Consider the following 20,358-nt stretch of genomic DNA (forward strand, 5'->3'; position numbering starts at 1 on the left):
CTTTTATAGATTCTGTGAAAGTGCCCCGCCCAGAAGCGATGGCAACTGCTCAATACTAACTTGTGTCTGTGGTTTGTCTTCACGCAGGTACTTAACCCCAACCACAGCCTGATTTACCTCTTCTTCGCCAATGACCAGGGCAATAGCAGCGCCACTTTTATCCGCGCGCTTCATCTGCTTTTTCAGATTGCCGCCACCACAATGCGTTTGCACTCGTAACCCAGGTAAGGCGTCGCGTAGTGATTCAGCCAGCGTTAATCCATAAGCTTCGGCTCTATCACCCAACAGGCTCAGGTAAACATCTACCTCCGCGGGCAACTCGACCAACTGCAGGGATTCCAGCAGCAAAACCAAACGCTCAAGACCCATGGCAAATCCCACAGCGGGCGTCGCCTTGCCTCCTAACTGCTCTACCAGGCCATCGTAGCGACCGCCTGCACACACTGTGCCCTGAGCACCGAGCGCATCGGTTACCCATTCAAAAACAGTGCGATTGTAATAATCCAGTCCACGCACCAGGCGCGAATTAACCCGGTATTGGATACCAGCCTGGGCTAAACGTTCACACAATAAATCAAAATGCTGGCGAGACTCGTCGTCGATGTAGTCCAGTAAGTCCGGTGCATCTGGCAATAACGCCTGCACTTCTGGGTTTTTGCTGTCCAGCACCCGTAGCGGGTTGGTCGACATGCGACGTTTGCTGTCTTCATCCAGCTTGTCTTCGTGTTGCTTAAGATAAGCCACCAGTGCATCACGATACTCTGCCCGGGACTCGCTGGAGCCCAGCGAATTAATTTCCAGATGCACTTTGTCGGAAAGACCAAATTTCTGCCATAACCTGGCGGTCAGCAGAATCACTTCCACGTCAATGTCAGGCCCTGGCAAACCAAAGGTTTCCACACCGAATTGGTGAAATTGACGATAACGCCCCTTTTGCGGACGTTCATGGCGGAACATCGGCCCCATATACCACAAGCGCTGCTGTTGGTTATACAGCAGGCCGTGTTCATTGCCAGCTCGCACTGTACTGGCCGTTCCTTCAGGGCGCAAAGTCAGGCTGTCGCCGTTGCGATCCTCAAAGGTGTACATTTCTTTTTCTACGATATCAGTCACTTCGCCGATAGAACGTTTAAAAAGATCGGTGCTTTCCACTATGGGGGTGCGGATTTCCTGGTAGCCGTAACTCTTAACGGTGTCACGTATGTTCTGCTCTACCCACTGCCATAGACCGGATTGTTCCGGCAGGCAGTCATTCATTCCGCGAATGGCCTGAATTTGCTTACTCACCTGTGTCTGTCTCGATTCCGTACTGCGATGCCATTATGCATGCGGGTTTTAACCTAAAGGCGGCGATTATAGGGCCTGGCTGCGCAAAGGTCAGGCATTTTTCACCTGAATGCGGTTCTTCTCATCCAAAACAGCTGCTTTGGCGCGGATCCGTTTCTCAAGTTGTTCAATCAGATCGTCGTTTGCCAGTCGCTCTTTCTGCCTTACGCCATCCAGATAAAAGCCACTCATATTGCGTGCCCCGGTCAATCCCAGGTCTGACACCTCAGCTTCGCCAGGCCCATTGACCACGCAGCCGATGATAGACACATCCATTGGCGTCAGAATGTCTTCCAGGCGTTGCTCCAGCGCATTGACCGTGCCAATCACATCAAACTCCTGACGGGAGCAACTGGGGCAGGCAATAAAATTGATACCTCTGGAGCGAATGCGCAGAGATTTGAGAATATCAAAACCAACTTTGATTTCTTCCACCGGATCGGCGGCCAAAGAAATGCGAATGGTATCGCCTATACCTTCAGCCAATAACATGCCCAGCCCCACCGCACTTTTTACTGCACCAGCGCGCTGTCCGCCCGCTTCGGTAATCCCTAAATGCAGGGGCTGATCAATCTTCTGCGCCAGCAAACGATAAGCCCCAACAGCCAGAAACACGTCCGACGCTTTAACACTGACCTTGAACTGGTGGAAATTGAGTCTGTCCAGAATATCCACATGACGCATGGCTGACTCCACCAGCGCTTCCGGGGTCGGCTCACCGTACTTTTCCTGTAAGTCTTTTTCCAGCGAGCCACCATTTACACCAATACGAATGGGAATATTTTTATCTCTGGCACAATCCACCACCGCGCGAATGCGCTCTTCACTGCCAATGTTGCCCGGGTTAATGCGCAAACAATCCACCCCGTATTCGGCCACCTTCAGGGCAATGCGATAATCGAAATGAATATCCGCCACCAATGGGATATCCACCTGAGCACGAATACGCTTAAAGGCTTCAGCAGCATCCATAGTAGGAATAGAGACCCGCACGATTTCGCCACCAACGGCCTGTATACGCTTAATTTGCGCCACCGTCGCATCCACATCGGTTGTAGGGGTATTGGTCATAGACTGCACGGCGATGGGCGCACCGTCACCAATCGGTACCTTGCCCACATAAATACGGGTGGACTTACGACGTGTAATAGGTGATTCGGCAAACATGTTAACTTTAATCCAACTAGATTCTTAATAGGTTATTGCAGCGGCAATGTGAATTTGGCAGAACGCCCTTTGGGAAACTGGGACATATCCACCGCTTCACCATCAAAATTAATCTGCACGGCTTCTGGCGCCCCCAAGGTCACCTCAAAAGGCGGCACACCAGACACGGGCATAGTACGCCCCGCCACTTTGACGCCATACGCAATGGCTTCACCGGTTGCATCGACAATATTCACCCAGCAATCAGCACTGAACTGAAATACCAGCTCTGCCTCGGTCGGCAATATATCTTGGGTAGCGGCTGCCAATACATCCTCGACTACAGTGTCATCCGGGCTTGAATCAGTGACTTCTGTTGCCCCAGGCTCTGCCTGACGTTGCACATCCACTGACGATTGTTGCGGTTGTTCGATAACTTGTGCTGGTAGTTCAGGCTCATCCTGTGGCACTTGCTCGGGAATGTTGGGTTCTGACGCGGCAGTCAGCGCTGACTGTTCCTGCTGAGGCTGTGATGTTGCCGGCTCTGCGGTAACGATGGCACTGGTACTGATGGGCTCACTGCTGTTGCTTTGCTGTAACCACCATACCACTACCATAGCAATAATAATTGCCAGGATTACGTAAGACACCAGCATCAATCGATCATCGCTGGCTTGCTTAGCCACTTTGCGCGAGAAACTCTGCAGTTTCGCCGGCTCCTGCTTGGCAGCATTCAATGCATCGAATGCTTCGAGCACCTGCTGCGGAGCAACATCCAGAAGCTTGGCGTAGTTTTTATAGTAGCCACGAATAAAGGTAATGGAAATGCGCTGATCGAAGACTTCAGTCTCCAGGCTCTGGATATTAGCCGGTTTCAGGTTCAGCCTGGTTGCCACCTCTTCAATACTTAGCCCCCGGGCCACGCGCGCCTCCTTGAGCATCGTACCCGGTCCTGTGGCTTGTGTCTGCTCGGCAACCTGTTCGTCTGTCATAATACTGCTGTTACTCTGTTTGAGTGAATGTTGATCCCTGCTCATTGTGGCGGGGCTATTCTGAGTTTCTTACCAACATAAATGGACGATGGATCCTGTAATTGGTTCCATTCCATCAGGGTTTTCATTTTTATATTGTACTTGAGTGATATCCGGTAGAGGTTTTCCCCTTCAGCCACGACATGATACTCAGGCTCAGATCGGTTGTCGTCCTCTGCCGGCTCTGCAGAAGCTGGTTCCTGCACCTGCCAATCGGAGGTTTCAGGGCGTACAAGCTCTTTCTGCTCAGCCTGCTGACTCGCCGCTAACTCAAGATAATGCTGAGTCGCCTGATGCTGAGGATACAGTTCACTGAGCATATTACCGTATCCCTTAGCACTTTGCAGGTTTCCCTGCCCTGCTTCAATGCGATAACCTAACAGCAGCATCTGCGGAGAGACCCGACCTAACCGTTCCAGCTTCGCCAATGCTGCTTTAGCCTCTGCCCAGTTACTTTGCTGAACCAGCACTTCGGTCAACAGCATCAGGCTTTTTGTTCTGGAAGGCTGATGATTCAGTGCACCTTGCAGATAACCTATTGCGTCGTCCAACTGATTCTGACTCTGTGCACACAGCGCCATATTCTCATAAGTTTCAGCACTGCGGATGTAAGCTTGATTGTCCAGCGCTTGCTGGAAATATTTTTTTGCATCGTCGTAACGGCCCAACTGACACAGAAACGCACCATAGCTGTTAACAATGTCAGGGTTACTGTTATCCAACTTCATGGCCTGACGATATGCATCCTCGGCATGTCGGTTTTCTTCTACCAACTGGTAATAATAAGCCAGACCGTAGTGGGCATCGGCCATATTGGGTGCGTATTCAAGCGCTTTATCCAGATTGTATTTTGCCTGACTATAGTTGCCGTTTTTCAGGTAGGTGAGACCCAGAGAGATCCTGGTTCTGGCGGCATCTTGTGCATTAAAGTCGGCCGCGGGGCCCGCACCGTCAATCTGCGATTGACTGGCACAGGCGCTGATAAAGAATATTATGCAAAAGAGTAACTTGCGCATCTGAACCCAAAATTTATGGTGAATCAGGCCATTTTTACTGAAATTGACTCACCCTTCATCTGTTTTTTTAGCATACGTTTAGTACGGTCTACTACATCGCCTACTAATTGACCACATGCTGCATCAATATCATCCCCTCTGGTCTTACGAACCACCACCGTGAGCCCATATTCCATCAGCACCTTGGAAAAGCGATCAATACGGGAATTACTCGAACAAGTGTAAGGCGACCCAGGATACGGATTAAAGGGGATTAGGTTAATTTTGCTTGGCGTGTCTTTCAGCACTCTGGCCAGTTGGTGTGCCTGATCCATGCTGTCATTGATACCATTGAGCATTACATATTCAATAGTGACCCGGCCCTGATTGGCATTGGATTTAGCCAGATAGCGACGCACCCCAGCCAACAGTTCTTCAATAGGATACTTTTTATTGATCGGCACAATTTCATTGCGCAGTTCATCTGTGGGCGCATGTAATGATACGGCAAGCGCAACGTCAATCTGATCACCCAGCAAATCCAAAGCCGGTACCACGCCAGATGTACTCAGGGTAACGCGACGTTTAGACAAACCGAAACCAAAATCATCTAACATGATGTCCATGGCCGGTACCACGTTTTTCAGGTTAAGCAGTGGTTCTCCCATGCCCATCATGACCACATTGGTAATGGGGCGCTTGGCCGTATCTTTGGACAAACCAATGGTTTTCGCCACCCGCCATACCTGACCAATGATTTCCGCCACGGACAGATTGCGGTTGAACCCTTGTTGAGCCGTGGAGCAAAATGTACATTCCAATGCACAGCCTACCTGCGAAGACACACACAAGGTGGCACGGTCTGTTTCCGGGATCCACACCGCTTCAACTTCCTGTCCCCCTTTTAAAATCAGGGCAAACTTAATCGTGCCATCACTGGCATTCTGTTGACGGGAAATCTCCGGCGCTTCAATCACGCAGGATTCAGCCAATTTAGCACGCAGGCTTTTGTTGAGGTTGGTCATCTGCTCGAAGTCATCGACACCGGCCTGATAGATCCATTTCATCAGTTGGTCAGCGCGAAAAGGCTTTTCACCAATACTGGCAAAGAAGTCGCGCAGTCCCTGACGGTTCAGATCCAACAAGTTGGTTTTAGCATTAGCCATGAATAGTCACCTCAAACTTCGGGGGGCGGAATTGTACATTTTTTAAACGCAATTTAAAACTGGCTACCCAAATTACTGGGTATCGAGATTTTTCTGGCAAAAAAGGGAGCCTGAGCTCCCTTTTTCTCACCCGCTATGAATTAACGAGTTCGAGGGCAGATTTCTTCGTCAGCAAAGAAGTAAGCAATCTCACGTGCAGCTGATTCAGGGGCATCAGAGCCGTGCACAGCATTTTCATCAATGGACACGGCGTAGTCAGCACGCAAAGTGCCGGCCAGTGCTTCTTTCGGGTTGGTGGCACCCATGATTTCACGGTTCTTACGCACAGCATCTTCACCTTCCAGAACCTGAACCATTACAGGACCGGACGTCATGAACGCAACCAAAGCACCAAAGAAAGGACGTTCTTTGTGTTCAGCGTAGAAACCTTCAGCCTGCTCTTTGCTCATATGCAGCATTTTGGACGCTACGATACGCAGGCCAGCAGACTCGAAACGGTTGTAGATTGCGCCAACTACGTTTTTCGCAACGGCATCAGGCTTAATAATGGAAAAAGTACGTTCCAGAGCCATGTTAAAAGTCTCCAAAGTTAAAGAGGATAAAATTTTGAGCGCGGATTATATGCAAAATAATACCGCTTGACCATTCAGCCACACAGAAAACTTATCATAACCTTTAGCAACGAAGTTCTGCGCGCTTTCGCCTAATATTGTTATATATGACATATAGCGAAGACCCCTGATGGTAGTAACAAAAAAGGCGGTTGTACTGGTATTCCTCCTGTTGACTCCGTTCTGCTGGGCTAAAACACCAGAGCCCTTGGTGGTCGCCAGTGCGCTGTGGCCACCCAATTTTGTCAATGAAGCCGGAGATGGCATCTACCAGCAAATTCTCAGGGAAATTTATCCTAACTATGCGTTGCAATATGTCTATACCACCTATGCCCGCTCCAAACATCTGGTGTCCGCAGGTAAGGCCGACTTGTGGCTGGTGTCGTACACAGCTGAAGAGCCATGGGCTCTGTATCCAAAGCATGCCCACGACGCAGATTTGATTGCCGCGGTACACCTAAAAGAAACCCCGTGGCAGGGCATCAGCAGCTTAACAGGCCAACCCGTTTCCTGGATCAGCGAATACGGCTTTGAAAAATATCTACCACAACTGCAAATGCAATACTACGAAGTGCCAGACCTTGATGTTGCCATAAAGATTTTACTGGCAGGCAGAATCCATTATGTGCTTGACGATATTTGGGGCATAGAAGCCTATTTGCAGAATCACCCTGATGTAAAAGCGCAGATGACGGTGCAACCATTTGCCCTGATGAAACTATACCCAGCGTTCAAACACACAGATAAGGGTCGCCGCTTAGCCAAACAATGGGACAAAGCGATGGCAAGGCTTATTAAAGGACGTCTGCAGACCTTATATCGTCATGCTGGGGAGTCGTATCTGTTGGACGATTGCACAAGGCCGAGCAACGATGCCAAAGGCCTGATCTGTCTGGATTTGCCCAACTCCCCCTGATACCAATATGCAGCACAAGGTGCTATAGTGCGCGCCCTGATTCGCCCGGGTTGTCTGCACATAGCCAATACTTGAGTAAATTGCTCAAGTAATATAAAATGCCGCCCTATATCAGAGCTGAATTTCAGTGTGACCAGGATTTATCTCTAACCGCCAGGCAAACTGACAATAATAATCCATAGGTAATCCAGGCGTTGTACCACGTACAACATGCACTCTTTAGTTAATAACGGCTTAGTGATGCCGTTAAGTCAAGCGACTGACCCTGAACCAGTGATAGAGACCAGATTCTATGAGTGAACAAATCGAACAGGCGCTAGCGCGCAAATATGAGGCGGGTTTTGTCTCCAATGTCGAGTCAGAGACCTTCGCGGCAGGCCTGGACGAGGAAGTGATCCGCAAAATATCAGCCATGAAAAACGAGCCACAGTGGTTGTTGGAATGGCGCCTGAAAGCCTTTGAATCCTGGCAGAAGATGGAAGAGCCTGAGTGGGCGCATCTTCATTATGCAAAAATAGATTATCAGGCCATCTCGTATTACTCCGCGCCCAAAAGCATGAAGGACAAACCCAAGTCACTTGATGAAGTGGACCCTGAGCTATTGCGCACCTATGAAAAATTGGGCATCCCTTTGTACGAACAGCAAATGCTGGCAGGTGTAGCAGTGGACGCGGTGTTCGACTCAGTGTCGGTTGTCACGACATTCCGTGAAAAACTGGAAGAAGCCGGAGTGATTTTCTGCTCAATTTCAGAGGCGGTGCACCGCTTCCCGGATCTGGTTAAAAAATATCTGGGCAGTGTTGTACCGCGCTCAGACAATTATTTTGCCGCACTGAACAGTGCTGTCTTTACCGACGGTTCCTTTGTGTATATTCCAAAAGGGGTGCGTAGCCCCATGGAATTGTCCACCTACTTCCGTATCAATGAACAAAACACCGGCCAGTTTGAACGAACGCTGATTGTGGCCGACGAAGGCAGCTATGTCAGCTATCTGGAAGGTTGTACAGCGCCACAGCGTGATGAAAACCAGCTGCATGCTGCCGTCGTGGAACTGGTGGCGCTGGACAATGCCAAGATTAAATACTCTACCGTACAAAACTGGTATCCAGGCGATGAAAACGGCAAAGGCGGTATCTACAACTTCGTGACCAAACGCGGCATTTGTCATACCAACGCGCATATCAGTTGGACTCAGGTTGAAACCGGTTCCGCCATCACCTGGAAATATCCAAGCTGTATTCTTAAAGGCGACAACAGTGTCGGCGAGTTTTATTCGGTGGCACTGGCACGGGGCAAACAGCAGGCCGACACTGGCACCAAGATGATTCATTTGGGCAAAAATACCAAATCCACCATTATCTCTAAAGGGATCAGCGCCGGTGATGCCAACAACGCCTATCGCGGGTTGGTACAGATGGGTCCCAACGCCGAAGGGGCACGTAACTTCACACAGTGCGATTCGCTGCTGATTGGCGATCAATGCGGTGCCCATACCTTTCCTTACATAGAAAGCCGCAACCCGTCAGCGATTGTGGAACACGAGGCCACCACATCCAAGGTCAGTGATGAGCAAATGTTCCTGTGTCAGCAACGTGGCCTGGACCCAGAAAAAGCGGTATCCATGATAGTCAACGGTTTCTGCAAAGAAGTGTTTAAAGAGCTGCCCATGGAGTTTGCTGTGGAAGCCGGCAAGCTTCTTGAGATCAGCCTGGAAGGTTCCGTCGGCTAATTAAACTGATTTAGAGCGCCCGGCTGGAAGCTATCGACGAGAGAGTCGACGACCAGCGGCGCAGCAACACAAGTTATTGGGGTATTTCATGCTAAAAATTCAAAACCTGCATGCCAAGGTAGAAGATAAAACCATTCTCAAGGGCCTGAGCCTGGATATCAAGCCAGGCGAAGTCCATGCCATTATGGGTCCGAACGGTGCAGGTAAGAGTACGCTGGGCTATGTGTTGTCAGGTCGTGACGGTTATGAAGTGACCGATGGCCAGGTTGAACTGAATGGCCAGGATCTGCTCGAACAGGAAACCGAAGAACGCGCCCGCGCCGGTCTGTTCCTGGCATTCCAGTATCCGGTGGAAATTCCTGGCGTCAGCAATATGGAATTTATGAAAGAATCGGTTAACGCTATGCGTGAAGCCCGCGGTCAGGAGCCACTCAGCGCCGCTGAATTTCTGAAAAAAGCCAAGGAAGCCTGTAAGCAGGTGCATTTACCCCTCGATTTTCTGAAGCGCGGCGTCAATGAAGGCTTTTCCGGCGGCGAAAAAAAGCGCAACGAAATCATGCAGATGATCTTGCTTGAACCGACTCTGTGCATTCTCGATGAGTCGGATTCCGGGTTGGATATCGATGCCCTGCAAGTGGTGGCCGATGGCGTAAACAGCCAACGTAGCCCAGAGCGTAGCTTTATTGTCGTGACCCACTACCAGCGCCTGCTGGACTACATTAAGCCGGATTTTGTGCATATTCTGGCCGACGGCAAAATCGTCAAAAGTGGCGATGCCTCTTTGGCTCTGGAAGTGGAAAAAGAAGGGTATGCCTGGCTTGGTGAAGCCCAGGAGGCCGGCGCATGAGCCAATGGCTTGAGCAAATTGTTGAGCGCGCCAGCCACAGCCAGTTGAATGCTATCAAACAGCAGGCATTGGCAGCATTGAAGCAGCAGCGCTGGCCCAATCGCAAAACGGAAGCCTGGCGCTACACCTCTGTCAGCCCTATCGAACAGCTTGAACTCGGTGGACAAAAAGATAGTCAGCCGCAGCCATCCGACATTACCGGATTGGACAGCCTGGATCTGTTGTTTATCGACGGGGTGCTGCAGCAATCACTCAACAATCTTGTCCTGCCCGAAGGTTTAATGCTCCAGTCGCTCAGCCAACTGGATGCCCAGGGTCAGGCCGTTGCCGATGACCTGTTTGGCAAAATCAAACCTGCACATCATCTGTTTGGTCTGGTGAACGATCTGGTGGCCGAGCAGGGTCTGGTAGTTGATGTTGCCCCGGGCGTACAGATTGATAAGCCACTACGCATTATTAATTTATCCAGTCAGGGCCAGGAATCCCATCTGCGCTTATTGGTAAGGCTGGGTGACAATGCCAGGTTGTGCGTGATTGAGCAGGGTGAAGGCCAGGATCCCAGCCTGAACACGGCCTTTGCCGAGTACAGCCTAGGTGTACAGGCGCATCTTGAACATTACCGCCTGGCAATGCATACGCACAAAGCCATTCAGGTGGGAGGTAATCATTTCCGCCTGCAGGAAAAGGCGCAACTTAACAGCACGCTGGTCGCCTATGGTAGCGATCTGTCACGCCTGGATGTGGATATTGAGCATGCCGGCGAGCATGCCCATGCCAAGTTTAATGCCATTTACCTGTTGGGCAGTGGCGAAACCTTTGACTTGCACAGCTGTATAGAACACGCCGTGCCCAATGGCACCACCGAAGAAAATGCCAGAGGTATAGTCGGCGATCGTGCCAAGGCGGTATTTAATGGTCGCATTCATATTCATCGCCACGCTCAGAAAACCCTGGCAGAGCTGAATAATCGCAATTTGTTACTATCACGTCGTGGCCAGATTAATACCAAACCCGAACTGGAAATTTATGCCGACGACGTAAAATGCGCCCATGGCGCTACGGTTGCTGAGATTGAAGAAAAAGCCCTGTACTACCTGCTTTCCCGTGGGATTTCCCGCTCACAGGCACTGATTATGCTGAACTTTGGGTTTATCCAGGAATTGATTAACGACATGCCCAATGCAGCACTGGCTGATTGGCTGCAGGAACAACTTAAGGACAAGTTCAGCCAGATGGAGGTCAAATGAGCCTGGATCTTAATGGGTTAAGGGCACAATTTCCTATCCTGTCCAGGCAAGTTGACGGTAAGCCGTTAGTCTATCTGGACAACGCGGCCACTACGCAAAAACCGCAGGCCGTTATTGACGCACTGGTCAACTTTTACACTCAGTGCAACGCCAATGTGCATCGTGGTGCTCATGCCTTGTCAGATGAAGCGACACGCCGTTACGAACAGGCCCGGGATGTTGTTGCCGATTTTATTCGGGCCGGCAGTCGGCAGGAAGTGATCTGGACCAGTGGCACCACGGAGGCGATTAATATTGTGGCCAATGGCATGGCACAGCGCCTTCAACCCGGTGATGAGGTACTGGTCACCGAAATGGAACACCATGCCAATCTGGTGACCTGGCAGCAAGCCTGCCTGCGCAGTGGTGCACAGCTAAAGGTCGCCCCCATTTTAGACAGCGGTGAGTTGGATGTAGACGCTTTCAACGCCTTACTTAGCCCGCAAACCCGCTTTGTGGCCCTGCCCCATGTTTCCAACGCATTGGGAACCGTTAATCCGATTCAGTCACTCGCGGCAAGCGCCAAGGCAGTAGGTGCATTGGTGCTTATCGACGGTGCTCAGGGCATTGCCCATGGCCAGGTGGATGTGCAGGCGATAGGTTGTGACTTCTACGCATTTTCCGGCCACAAACTATTTGGCCCCACAGGTATTGGTGTGCTGTGGGGACGTCAGACGATACTGGAAGATTGGCCGGTATGGCAAACCGGTGGCGAAATGATTGCTAAGGTGAGCTATGAATGCGCCACCTGGGGAACGCTGCCCAACAGATTGGAAGCCGGTACCCCAAATATTGCCGGTGCCATAGGTATGGCTGCTGCTATCAGTTGGTTTATGTCATTGGATGTCGCTGCCGTGCAAGCCCATGAAAAAGCCTTACTGGCCAGTGCCACCGAGCAGGCTCAGGCATTCGAGGGCTTGAAAATTATTGGCACGGCCAAAGATAAAATAGGCGTGCTGAGTTTCGTTCTGGACGGTAGCCACCCGGCCGATGTCGGTTTTATTCTCGACAGGCAAGGCGTGGCCATTCGCACCGGCGATCATTGTGCACAGCCTTTAATGCGCCGCCTGAATGTACCAGGTACAGCCAGAGCGTCGTTTTCCATCTACAACAGCCTGGATGAAGTGGATGTCTTGTTTAAGGCATTGAAAAAAGCCCAATCCATGCTGGCATAGGAGTTTAGTTATGACGGTTGAGACGTTTGTTCCCAGTACGTCAGTGGTCACTCTGACCGATGCTGCCGTACGCCACTTTGAAGCCAGCCTGGCCAGTCAGCCCGGTAAACTGGTGCGCTTGTCGACGAAGGTGAGCGGCTGCACGGGTTATGCTTATGTGCTGAATTTAGTGGATGCAGGAAAAGAAGATGACCTGCTGCTTCCAATCAGCAACAAACTGACATTGGCGGTAGCGGCAGACGCTGTCGAACTGGTGCGCAATACCGAAATAGATTACGTCAAAGAAGGCATCAATGGTGTAATCAAATACCACAATCCTAACGTCGTTAACGAGTGTGGCTGCGGCGAAAGCTTCAGCGTCAGCTAAGGACTCAGGCTGATGCAACAAAGAATGGTGGTCACCCAACGTGACTGTAAAGCCAGACGCGTGCCATCGGGGCAAATTCAGGTGATTCCGGAAGGGGAATTTGTCAATCTGACCCAGGATTTGGGCGGCAACTACACCGTCACCTGGCAGGGTAATATGCTGCGTATTGACGGTACTGACGCCGACGCCTTGGGTCGTAAGCCCCAAGTACTGGCATTTGACACCCCGCCAGACGATAAGATCATCGAAGCACAGGTCTGGCAGGCACTGGAAACCATTTTCGATCCAGAAATCCCGATTAATCTGGTGGCGCTGGGTTTAATCTACGAAGTCAGTGTCGATCAACACAGTCATGTAGTGACGATCCAGATGACACTTACCGCCCCTGGCTGCGGTATGGGGCCAGTGTTGGTCAGCGATGTGGAATACCGGGTGGCTATGGTGCCGAATGTTAAGCAGGTTAAAGTGGATTTAGTGTTTGATCCCCCCTGGTCCAGGGAAAGAATGAGCGAAGAAGCTCTGTTGGAAGCCGGCCTGTTTTTTTAAGATGTACGGGATGTGAGAAGCAGATGACCTTACCAGGCAGCGACGAAATTATTGAAGACCTGTCGTTTTTTGACGATTGGGAACAGCGTTACCAATACATTATCGATTTGGGTAAATCCCTGTCCCCGATGACACCAGAAGATAAAACCGAAGAACGTCTGGTACGGGGCTGCCAAAGCAGTGTGTGGTTAAAAAGCACGGTGCAGGGCGAGCATTTACATTTTGATGTAGAGAGCGACGCGATTATCGTTAATGGCCTGCTGGCACTGGTAATGGCAGCCTATCAGGACAAAAGCCCGGCTCAGATCCTGGCGTTTGACATCGACGGCTACTTTCAGGCCCTGGATTTGGAACGGCATATCTCCCCCACCCGCGGCAATGGTTTACGCGCGATTGTGGGAACCATCAGAAACCTGGCCAGCCAACCCCGTCAGTAAGGCGCACCTCGAATTTAAGGCACGCCAGTCCAGCCAGTGTAATCTTGCTGCCTACCAGCCCACCGGCATAGTACGCAGCTTTTGCAGGTTTTCGTGAATATGCGTGATAGCGAAGTCGATATCCTCTGCGGTCGTGAAACGGCCCAGCGATATGCGAATAGCGCTATGTGCCAATGCGTCACTCAGACCAATGGCCTTTAATACGTAGGAAGGTTCAATACTGGTTGAGTTACAGGCAGAGCCGGAGGACACGGCCAAATCTTTTAACGCCATCAGCAGGGCTTCGCCGTCCACACCGGCAAAACTGATATTCAGATTTCCCGCCACACGCTGGCTTGGATGCCCGTTGAGCTGAATGCCGTCAATATCTTTAATACCCTGCCATAGTTTTTCCCGCAGAGTTGCTAACCTGGCACTTTCTGCGGCCATTTCCTGACCGGCAATAGCGAAGGCTTCTCCCATGCCAGCAATCTGATGGGTAGCCAGCGTACCGGAGCGCATGCCACGCTCATGACCGCCACCATGATTCAATGCATGTAAATGAACCTTGGGCTTGCGTCTCACATACAAGGCGCCAATGCCTTTGGGCCCATAACATTTATGCGCGGAAAAGGACATCAAATCCACCGGCAGTTGCTGCAGGTCGATACTGATTTTGCCCGCGCTTTGAGCGGCATCCACATGAAAAAGAATGCCTCTATCGCGGCAGATATCACCCAGGGTCTGAATATCCTGAATCACCCCGATTTCGTTATTAACCTGCATCACCGAGGCTAAAATGGTGTCGCTGCGCAGCGCCGCAGCAAATTGTTCAGGCGTGACAATGCCATCGCTACCCGGCTTAAGATAGGTCACTTCAAAGCCCTGGGCTTCAAGATCGGCGCAGGTATCCAGTACGGCCTTGTGTTCAGTGGCCAGCGTCACGATATGCCGGCCTTTATCACTGTGCTGTCTGGCCACACCTTTAATGGCTAAGTTATCGGATTCTGTGGCACCAGAGGTGAAAATGATTTCCCGGGCGTCAGCATTAACCAGCTCGGCTATCTGGTTGCGGGCAAAATCCACCGCTTCTTCGGCCTGCCAACCATATTTATGCGAGCGCGAAGCCGGGTTACCAAACACACCATCCAGGGTCAGAAACTTCATCATCACTTCCGCCACACGCGAGTCGACTGGCGTCGTGGCGGCATAATCCAGATACAGGGGTATTCTCATAAGGTCGCTTTACACTTGCAGGGTAATCTTCAAATCAGGGTGAGATTTATGCTTGTCCTGGCGCAGGGCAATCTGCTGAACATCGTGCTTATCCATTAACTCACCTAGACTGATGCCATCCAGGAACAGGGCGATGCGGTCACTTAAATCGCTCCACAGGCTATGCGTCAGGCAACGCTCGCCGCCCTGACAATCAGACTTGCCGCTGCAGCGGGTAGCATCCACCGATTCATCTACGGCATGGATCACTTCCCCGACAGAGATACTGCCGGCGTCACGACCCAGTTTATAACCACCACCCGGACCGCGCACGCTGGACACCAACTTATGACGTCGCAGGCGGGCGAAAAGCTGTTCAAGATAAGAAAGTGAAATTTCCTGCCGTTCAGAAATATCCGCCAGCGGCACCGGGCCACGTTGGGAATGCAGTGCGACATCCAGCATCGCCGTTACTGCATAACGGCCTTTGGAAGTTAATTTCATACCAAAACCCTTTGATTTTAAGGGTTCAGAGCATGCCATACCCGACTAATTTAGTAAAGTATATAGCCACATAGTTTAGTCAGGTATTGTTCCGTGCCCGCCAATAAGCCGGTACAAAAAATAACAAACTATGCCATTTTTCGGGAAGTCTGTGCAGGCAGAAATCACTAGGCTAGTAAGAGCGTGTTGACCTTTTGAGTATAAATTTTGTTCAAATCCAGCCCCTTCTGGTCACGACGCCGGGCTGCAGGCCTAGTGGGCCTAAGTCAAAGGCCGACAACACCGAGGCAGGAGGGGCTGGGTTGAACCCTTCGGGCAGCGCTTGTGGGCCCTTTCTACGGCGTTATTACTCACTCATGTAGAATCACTACACCACGTTCGCGCTGCCTTGTATAAAGGGCCCACAAACTGCTGCAAAATCCATACTCAAAAGGTCAACACGCTCTTATTTAACCAACTAAGGATGTAAAGATGTTACTTAGAGCCCTCTCCCTTACTGCGTTGCTGTTTTTATCCGCGTGCAACAGCTCTTCCGGGCCCTCGCCAGGCCATCCCCCTCCAACAGATGATGGCCTTAAGGCCTTAACCCTCAGCCAGGCTGACAGTTACAGCGAAAGCGTGGAAAAGATACTGGAAGCAGACGACAGCAACCTGGCCAAGCTATTGGAGCGGGTCAGAGGGCGGGTAGGTACCTTCAGAAGCGGTAGTATCAGCATTATTGGCACTAACAGCGAAACTGGTCTGGGTTTTTATGCGTCGGCCAATCACGTCTTTGGGCTGTCAAGCTGGTTGGATTTTGCCGAAGGCCATATTGAGGATTTTTATGGCCAGGGGATTTATGCCACGTCGCACATAGTGGCACACAGCGGCGAGATAAATTTATGGGATATGAATACCGCCAATTTCCCACTCTACCATGCGGATATCAGTGCAGATGCGCAAAACACCACGATTGTTCCAGCCGAAGATTTCTATCTGGGCCTGGTGGACAGTCAAACTATTCCGGTCAGTAACCTGGCCCAATATCCCGAGGATATTAATACCCAGACGCCAGTCTCTCTGTACGATCCAGACCAGGTACTCAGCACAAACACAACCTGGACACAGGCGCAGAGCGGCATAAAGGTCCTGGCCCTGGGTTATCCGCAAGATACCGTCAGCTATCCTTATGGCCGTGCTTCAGTGGGCAGCATTTTAACTGACCAGGCTGCCGAGCAAGCGATTTTGGCCCTCAAAGCCCAGGGTGATGAAGAGGGCAATATTCCTTATAACGCGCAAGTGGAGTTTATCGCCAACTTTCCCGCTCAGGCTGGTATGAGCGGCGGCAGTGTATTTGACGAAAAAGGCCGATTGCTGGGGGTGATGGTCCGAAGCACCGCCACACAAGATGCCAGTTACACCAGGGTAGTGCGTATCAGCTATATCCGCGAGCGTTTCCAGCATTACTATCAGACGCTGTCTGCTGATCAAAAAGCCCATTTACAGCAGTTTGTGGACAGCAGCTTCCTGTGATGACGCGGATTTTGCCAGCCGGTCTGCTTATTCAAATAAACTTTGTCTTAGCGCTGTTTGGGTATAGGCCTGACGCAGATATACATGCCAGGGTTTGGCACCAACAAACGCGTTAATATCCGCTATATCAGCGGCGGTAAATTGCGACTGATGGCAGGCCACTGCGGCGGCGGCCTGCTGTTTGTCAGATTGATTAAAGGCAATCTTATGGGTCAGCCATTGCTGTGCACTGGTGTGCCAGCGCGCTTTAATATACTGGCCAAAATTAGCTGAATAGTCGTTATAGTTGTGCAGGTCGATATCGGCCGCCGCCGCAAAATACAAAGCTTGTGGCCAGTTATCCCCACCTTTTTGAAAAACCTCAGCCACCAGATTACTGACCATACGATGATCAGGATGACCATAGCCCCCTTCCGGCCCCCAGGTAATTACCAGATCCGCTTTGAGCTCACTGAACAATTGACCGAGCTGCGCTGCAACGGGTTGCATTGTCTTTGACTGGGCCAGGCTACCGTCTACAAAATCCAGCATGATTGGCGCTTCTATCCCCAGTGCCTTAGTAGCACATTGCGTTTCAGCTAAACGAGCCTGCTTTAACGGCTCACCGGCAGCGATACCGGCATGTGCCGTTACCCCAAGTTGTCCGTCAGTGACCACCACCAGATACACCTTATGCCCTTCCCGCGCATACCTTGCCAGCACGGGGCCAACAAAAGACTCATCATCCGGATGGGCAAATACCGCCAATATGGTTTTTGACTCCAGCGGCGCTGCCTGAGCAGGCAGAAAATAACTGAAATGACCAACAAGCAAGGTGCCCATCACTGCACTTCGTAGCCATTTTGGTATGTTTAACATAGCCTTTACCCTCTGTTTTGAGTCCCTTTAGGGGCTGGTTAAAACCTATAGCTGGCGCCAACATAAAATCGCCGACCGTTTTTATAAATGCCAATCGGTGCAGTGCGTACTCTGTCATAGGAAAATAACACTTCGTCGGTCAGATTGATGGCTTCCAACAGTAAATCCCAGTTTTTACTGATATGCAGGGTCAGGTTCATATCCAACTGTCCGGTGTTGTCGGCACGTGCCTCGCCAAGACCGGTAGCATAGCGGGTGCGATAGTTATAAGACAACCTGGCACTGAGCAATTCATCTTCGTAATAGCCAGACACATTAAAGGTGTGACGGGAATTACCGGGGATCTCCGATAACGTCTGCCCTGGCGCGCCGGAATCACGTTCGCCATCCACCAGGGTGTAATTGGCAATCAGGCCCAACCCGTAAATAAACTCGTGCTGCAGCCCCAGTTCCAGCCCTTTAATTGTACCGCCAGGGCCATTCAGCGGCCGGTCAATACTCATCTCTATGCCTTCATGCACTTCCAGAAAGCGGGAGATATCCACAAAAGAGCGCACGTTCTTATAAAAAAGTGCGACGGAGGCCAGTGAGGCTTCCTGCCAATACCATTCCAACCCCAGATCAAACTGCGTGGCCCGGAACGGATCTAACTGTGGGTTACCGGCCACCCCTTGCGCCTGGGTTTTGTTGTAATTAACCGACGGCATAATATGTTCATAGTCAGGACGGGCCATCACCTTGGCGGCGGCGGCTCTTAACACCAGGTCCTCATGCAAATCGATGGCCAGATTGAGACTGGGAAGAATGTCAGTGTAACTGCGTTCGCGGCTAATCCAGACAGCGTCTGACATGTCATCTGTCTGCTGCTGATAGCCAGCCGAGCGTTGATTGGTATGCACCAGACGCATACCCAGATCACCACGGTAATCACGCCCCTTTAAATTGAGCTTGAGGTATCCGGCAGTTACCTGCTCATCAATCATAAAACGGCTTTGTTGCTCTTCGCTGATAACAAAGGGCAATGCACGATATGCGGCAGATAGCGCGTCGATATCCACAAAGGCGAAGGCTTTCAGGCTGTGCTGTGACCCCACGCCGCCAAGATAACCCGAAGGAAAATGGCCACTGAAGTCGCTGATGCGCCAGTCCAGATCGCCAGCCAGGCCATCATAACCGCCATTGCGGGTACGCAATCGCTGCAATTCCCGGCCATGGTCTTTGTATTTCAGGCCAAAACTCAGCTCCGCCAGTATCGGGTGATCCATAGAACGAGCCAGATCCATTTGCAGATAACGCTCTTGATCCTGAGAATAACTGGCGTCCTGACGCACTTCGCTGATAAACCAGTTATCGCCATTGAGAGGAGACAGATCATAGCTGACGCGGATATCCCGCTCAGCGCTGGTGTCCACACGGTAACTGCTATTGGCCGACCACTGCGCGGTGGAATCCGCGCTGGTGTCACCGCCGCTGGCGGTAATACCGGCCTGCAGGTCCGCCCGCCAATAGCCAAAGTAATGCTTGAGGTACAGTTGTGCACTTTTCTGATCAATACGGGAATTACGCCATATGGCTTCCATTGAGGTGTTAAACGCCGCATCCGGCAAGGCGTGATAAGTAGCAGCCAGTAAACTCTGGTCCTGGATCTGCACATCCGAGATTAAACCATTGGCCTGATAGCTGTTGCTGGGAAGCCACAGAAAATTCTGGTTGGAGTTATCCGCATCCAGCACAGAATAAAGCAGGTTCAGCGTTAACTCCGTGTCTTTACTCACTCGCCACTGGCCGGATAACAGTGAACTGGTTAAATCCCTGGCTTGTTGAAACAATGCCGAGCCACCGCCCCCTGGCGTCCACAAGCCCTGAATATCTGCATTCTCAGCTTCTACCTGGCGCAAACTGCCATCCGCTTGGGTGCTGAAGTTGCGCTCCGCCCAACCCCAGGCTTCCAGACCGTCGCGACGTAAATTACGTCTGTGCTTCACCAGCGCCATCAGTAAGCCCAGATCGCCACCATCATCCCGCCAGTTATATAGTGCAGAAAACTGTGGGGCCCACTTATCAGCCAAATCCGTATACTGTAACTGTGCCTTAAGCATCATTTTACCTGGCTCGGTATCCAAAGGCTTGGGCGTATTCAGTACCACGGCTCCGCCCAGCGAGCCTTCATCCAGATCAGCCTGGGGTGACTTATTCACCTCCAGCGATTCCACCAGCTCAGAGGGGATCATGGTGTAATTAAATCCGCGACTCGGCTGGGATGAGATCCACCAATCAGAAGAGGCGATGCTCTGGCCATTAAGCAGCGTCAGGTTTTGGCTGGGAGCAGTACCACGCACGCCAATGCGCTCGCCTTCGCCCATCACCCGGTAAAGAGAGACACCGGTAAGACGCTGTAACGACTCAGCCACATTCTTATCCGGAAATTTACCAATATTTTCGGCCGAAATGGCATCAATGAAATTGCTGGTTTCTTTTTTGCTGTTAATGGCTTCAAGCAAACTACTGCGTATGCCGCGGATTTTGATATGCTCCAGGGCATCATCACTCTGTTGGGCCGCTGCCGTGGCGCCCACCATTGACAACGCTGTCAAAATCAATAGCTGCCGTTGCATTACATATTGCCCTCGAAGATGCTGATACCACCAGCCTAGATCCATTGCTGTGCGCCATTATCTATCATTCAGGCCAGGATTGGCCGTTGCCTTAGCG

19 protein-coding genes are annotated in these 20,358 nt (G+C 51.2%); 9 read left to right on the top strand and 10 right to left on the bottom strand.

All coding sequences use genetic code 11. The annotated features are described in order from the left end of the window. Positions 1-3 precede the first annotated feature (3 nt). From hisS to ndk, 6 genes are all read right to left on the bottom strand, one after another. Entirely contained in the window at positions 4-1,287 is a 1,284-nt protein-coding gene (gene hisS / locus ABD028_RS17580) for a histidine--tRNA ligase (RefSeq protein ID WP_343846629.1), read from the bottom strand. 90 nt (positions 1,288-1,377) lie between these two features. Beyond that, the gene (gene ispG / locus ABD028_RS17585) at positions 1,378-2,493 is read right to left on the bottom strand and encodes a flavodoxin-dependent (E)-4-hydroxy-3-methylbut-2-enyl-diphosphate synthase (RefSeq protein ID WP_102795805.1); all 1,116 of its coding nucleotides are present in this window, start codon (positions 2,491-2,493) and stop codon (positions 1,378-1,380) included. A gap of 32 nt (positions 2,494-2,525) precedes the next feature. Next, on the bottom strand, positions 2,526-3,464 hold the full coding sequence (locus ABD028_RS17590) for a RodZ domain-containing protein (protein ID WP_343846630.1): 939 nt from the start codon (positions 3,462-3,464) through the stop codon (positions 2,526-2,528). Between the two features lie 41 nt (positions 3,465-3,505). Further along, positions 3,506-4,519, bottom strand: coding sequence for a type IV pilus biogenesis/stability protein PilW (gene pilW / locus ABD028_RS17595; protein WP_343846631.1), 1,014 nt, complete (start codon positions 4,517-4,519; stop codon positions 3,506-3,508). 23 nt (positions 4,520-4,542) lie between these two features. Continuing rightward, on the bottom strand, positions 4,543-5,664 hold the full coding sequence (gene rlmN, locus ABD028_RS17600; protein WP_102795808.1) for a dual-specificity RNA methyltransferase RlmN: 1,122 nt from the start codon (positions 5,662-5,664) through the stop codon (positions 4,543-4,545). A 140-nt stretch (positions 5,665-5,804) separates the two neighbouring features. Next, the gene (gene ndk / locus ABD028_RS17605) at positions 5,805-6,236 is read right to left on the bottom strand and encodes a nucleoside-diphosphate kinase (RefSeq protein WP_102795809.1); all 432 of its coding nucleotides are present in this window, start codon (positions 6,234-6,236) and stop codon (positions 5,805-5,807) included. Between the two features lie 169 nt (positions 6,237-6,405). Between ndk and ABD028_RS17610 the strand changes: the two genes are divergently transcribed. The 8 genes from ABD028_RS17610 (at position 6,406) to ABD028_RS17645 (ending at position 13,578) form a co-directional block, all read left to right on the top strand. After that, positions 6,406-7,191: a substrate-binding periplasmic protein gene (locus ABD028_RS17610; RefSeq protein ID WP_343846632.1), complete on the top strand. Its 786-nt coding sequence runs from the start codon at positions 6,406-6,408 to the stop codon at positions 7,189-7,191. 292 nt (positions 7,192-7,483) lie between these two features. Then, entirely contained in the window at positions 7,484-8,920 is a 1,437-nt protein-coding gene (sufB, locus tag ABD028_RS17615; protein WP_102795811.1) for a Fe-S cluster assembly protein SufB, read from the top strand. A 76-nt stretch (positions 8,921-8,996) separates the two neighbouring features. Then, complete coding sequence (gene sufC, locus ABD028_RS17620) at positions 8,997-9,767, top strand: Fe-S cluster assembly ATPase SufC (protein WP_425427684.1); 771 nt, start codon at positions 8,997-8,999, stop codon at positions 9,765-9,767. Further along, a complete protein-coding gene (sufD, locus tag ABD028_RS17625) occupies positions 9,764-11,014 on the top strand; it encodes a Fe-S cluster assembly protein SufD (RefSeq protein WP_343846633.1) in 1,251 nt (416 codons plus the stop codon). Before sufC ends, sufD begins: the two co-directional genes overlap by 4 nt. Continuing rightward, positions 11,011-12,228 carry an aminotransferase class V-fold PLP-dependent enzyme gene (locus ABD028_RS17630; protein ID WP_343846634.1) on the top strand — a complete coding sequence of 406 codons (1,218 nt, stop codon included), beginning with the start codon at positions 11,011-11,013 and terminating at the stop codon, positions 12,226-12,228. Before sufD ends, ABD028_RS17630 begins: the two co-directional genes overlap by 4 nt. Before the next feature lie 10 nt (positions 12,229-12,238). Continuing rightward, positions 12,239-12,595 (top strand): HesB/IscA family protein, encoded by a 357-nt coding sequence (locus ABD028_RS17635; RefSeq protein WP_343846635.1) that lies wholly within the window; start codon positions 12,239-12,241, stop codon positions 12,593-12,595. Positions 12,596-12,607: 12 nt separating this feature from the next. Further along, a complete protein-coding gene (sufT, locus tag ABD028_RS17640; protein WP_102795816.1) occupies positions 12,608-13,141 on the top strand; it encodes a putative Fe-S cluster assembly protein SufT in 534 nt (177 codons plus the stop codon). Positions 13,142-13,164: 23 nt separating this feature from the next. Beyond that, entirely contained in the window at positions 13,165-13,578 is a 414-nt protein-coding gene (locus tag ABD028_RS17645) for a SufE family protein (protein ID WP_102795817.1), read from the top strand. 51 nt (positions 13,579-13,629) lie between these two features. Here ABD028_RS17645 and ABD028_RS17650 read toward each other — a convergent pair whose 3' ends face one another. Together ABD028_RS17650 and iscR are read right to left on the bottom strand one after the other, a co-directional pair. Continuing rightward, entirely contained in the window at positions 13,630-14,793 is a 1,164-nt protein-coding gene (locus ABD028_RS17650; RefSeq protein ID WP_425542131.1) for an IscS subfamily cysteine desulfurase, read from the bottom strand. 9 nt (positions 14,794-14,802) lie between these two features. Continuing rightward, positions 14,803-15,276, bottom strand: coding sequence for a Fe-S cluster assembly transcriptional regulator IscR (iscR, locus tag ABD028_RS17655; protein WP_343846637.1), 474 nt, complete (start codon positions 15,274-15,276; stop codon positions 14,803-14,805). A gap of 471 nt (positions 15,277-15,747) precedes the next feature. Between iscR and ABD028_RS17660 the strand changes: the two genes are divergently transcribed. Then, positions 15,748-16,788: a hypothetical protein gene (locus ABD028_RS17660; RefSeq protein WP_343846639.1), complete on the top strand. Its 1,041-nt coding sequence runs from the start codon at positions 15,748-15,750 to the stop codon at positions 16,786-16,788. A gap of 27 nt (positions 16,789-16,815) precedes the next feature. Here the strand turns inward: ABD028_RS17660 and ABD028_RS17665 are convergent, their stop codons facing one another. Beyond that, positions 16,816-17,646 (bottom strand): PIG-L deacetylase family protein, encoded by an 831-nt coding sequence (locus ABD028_RS17665; protein ID WP_343846641.1) that lies wholly within the window; start codon positions 17,644-17,646, stop codon positions 16,816-16,818. A 38-nt stretch (positions 17,647-17,684) separates the two neighbouring features. Further along, positions 17,685-20,306 (bottom strand): TonB-dependent receptor, encoded by a 2,622-nt coding sequence (locus tag ABD028_RS17670; protein WP_343846643.1) that lies wholly within the window; start codon positions 20,304-20,306, stop codon positions 17,685-17,687. Between the last annotated feature and the right edge of the window lie 52 nt (positions 20,307-20,358).

It is taken from the genome of Bowmanella denitrificans (assembly GCF_039522935.1).
In the GTDB taxonomy this organism is placed as follows: Bacteria; Pseudomonadota; Gammaproteobacteria; order Enterobacterales; family Alteromonadaceae; genus Bowmanella; species Bowmanella denitrificans.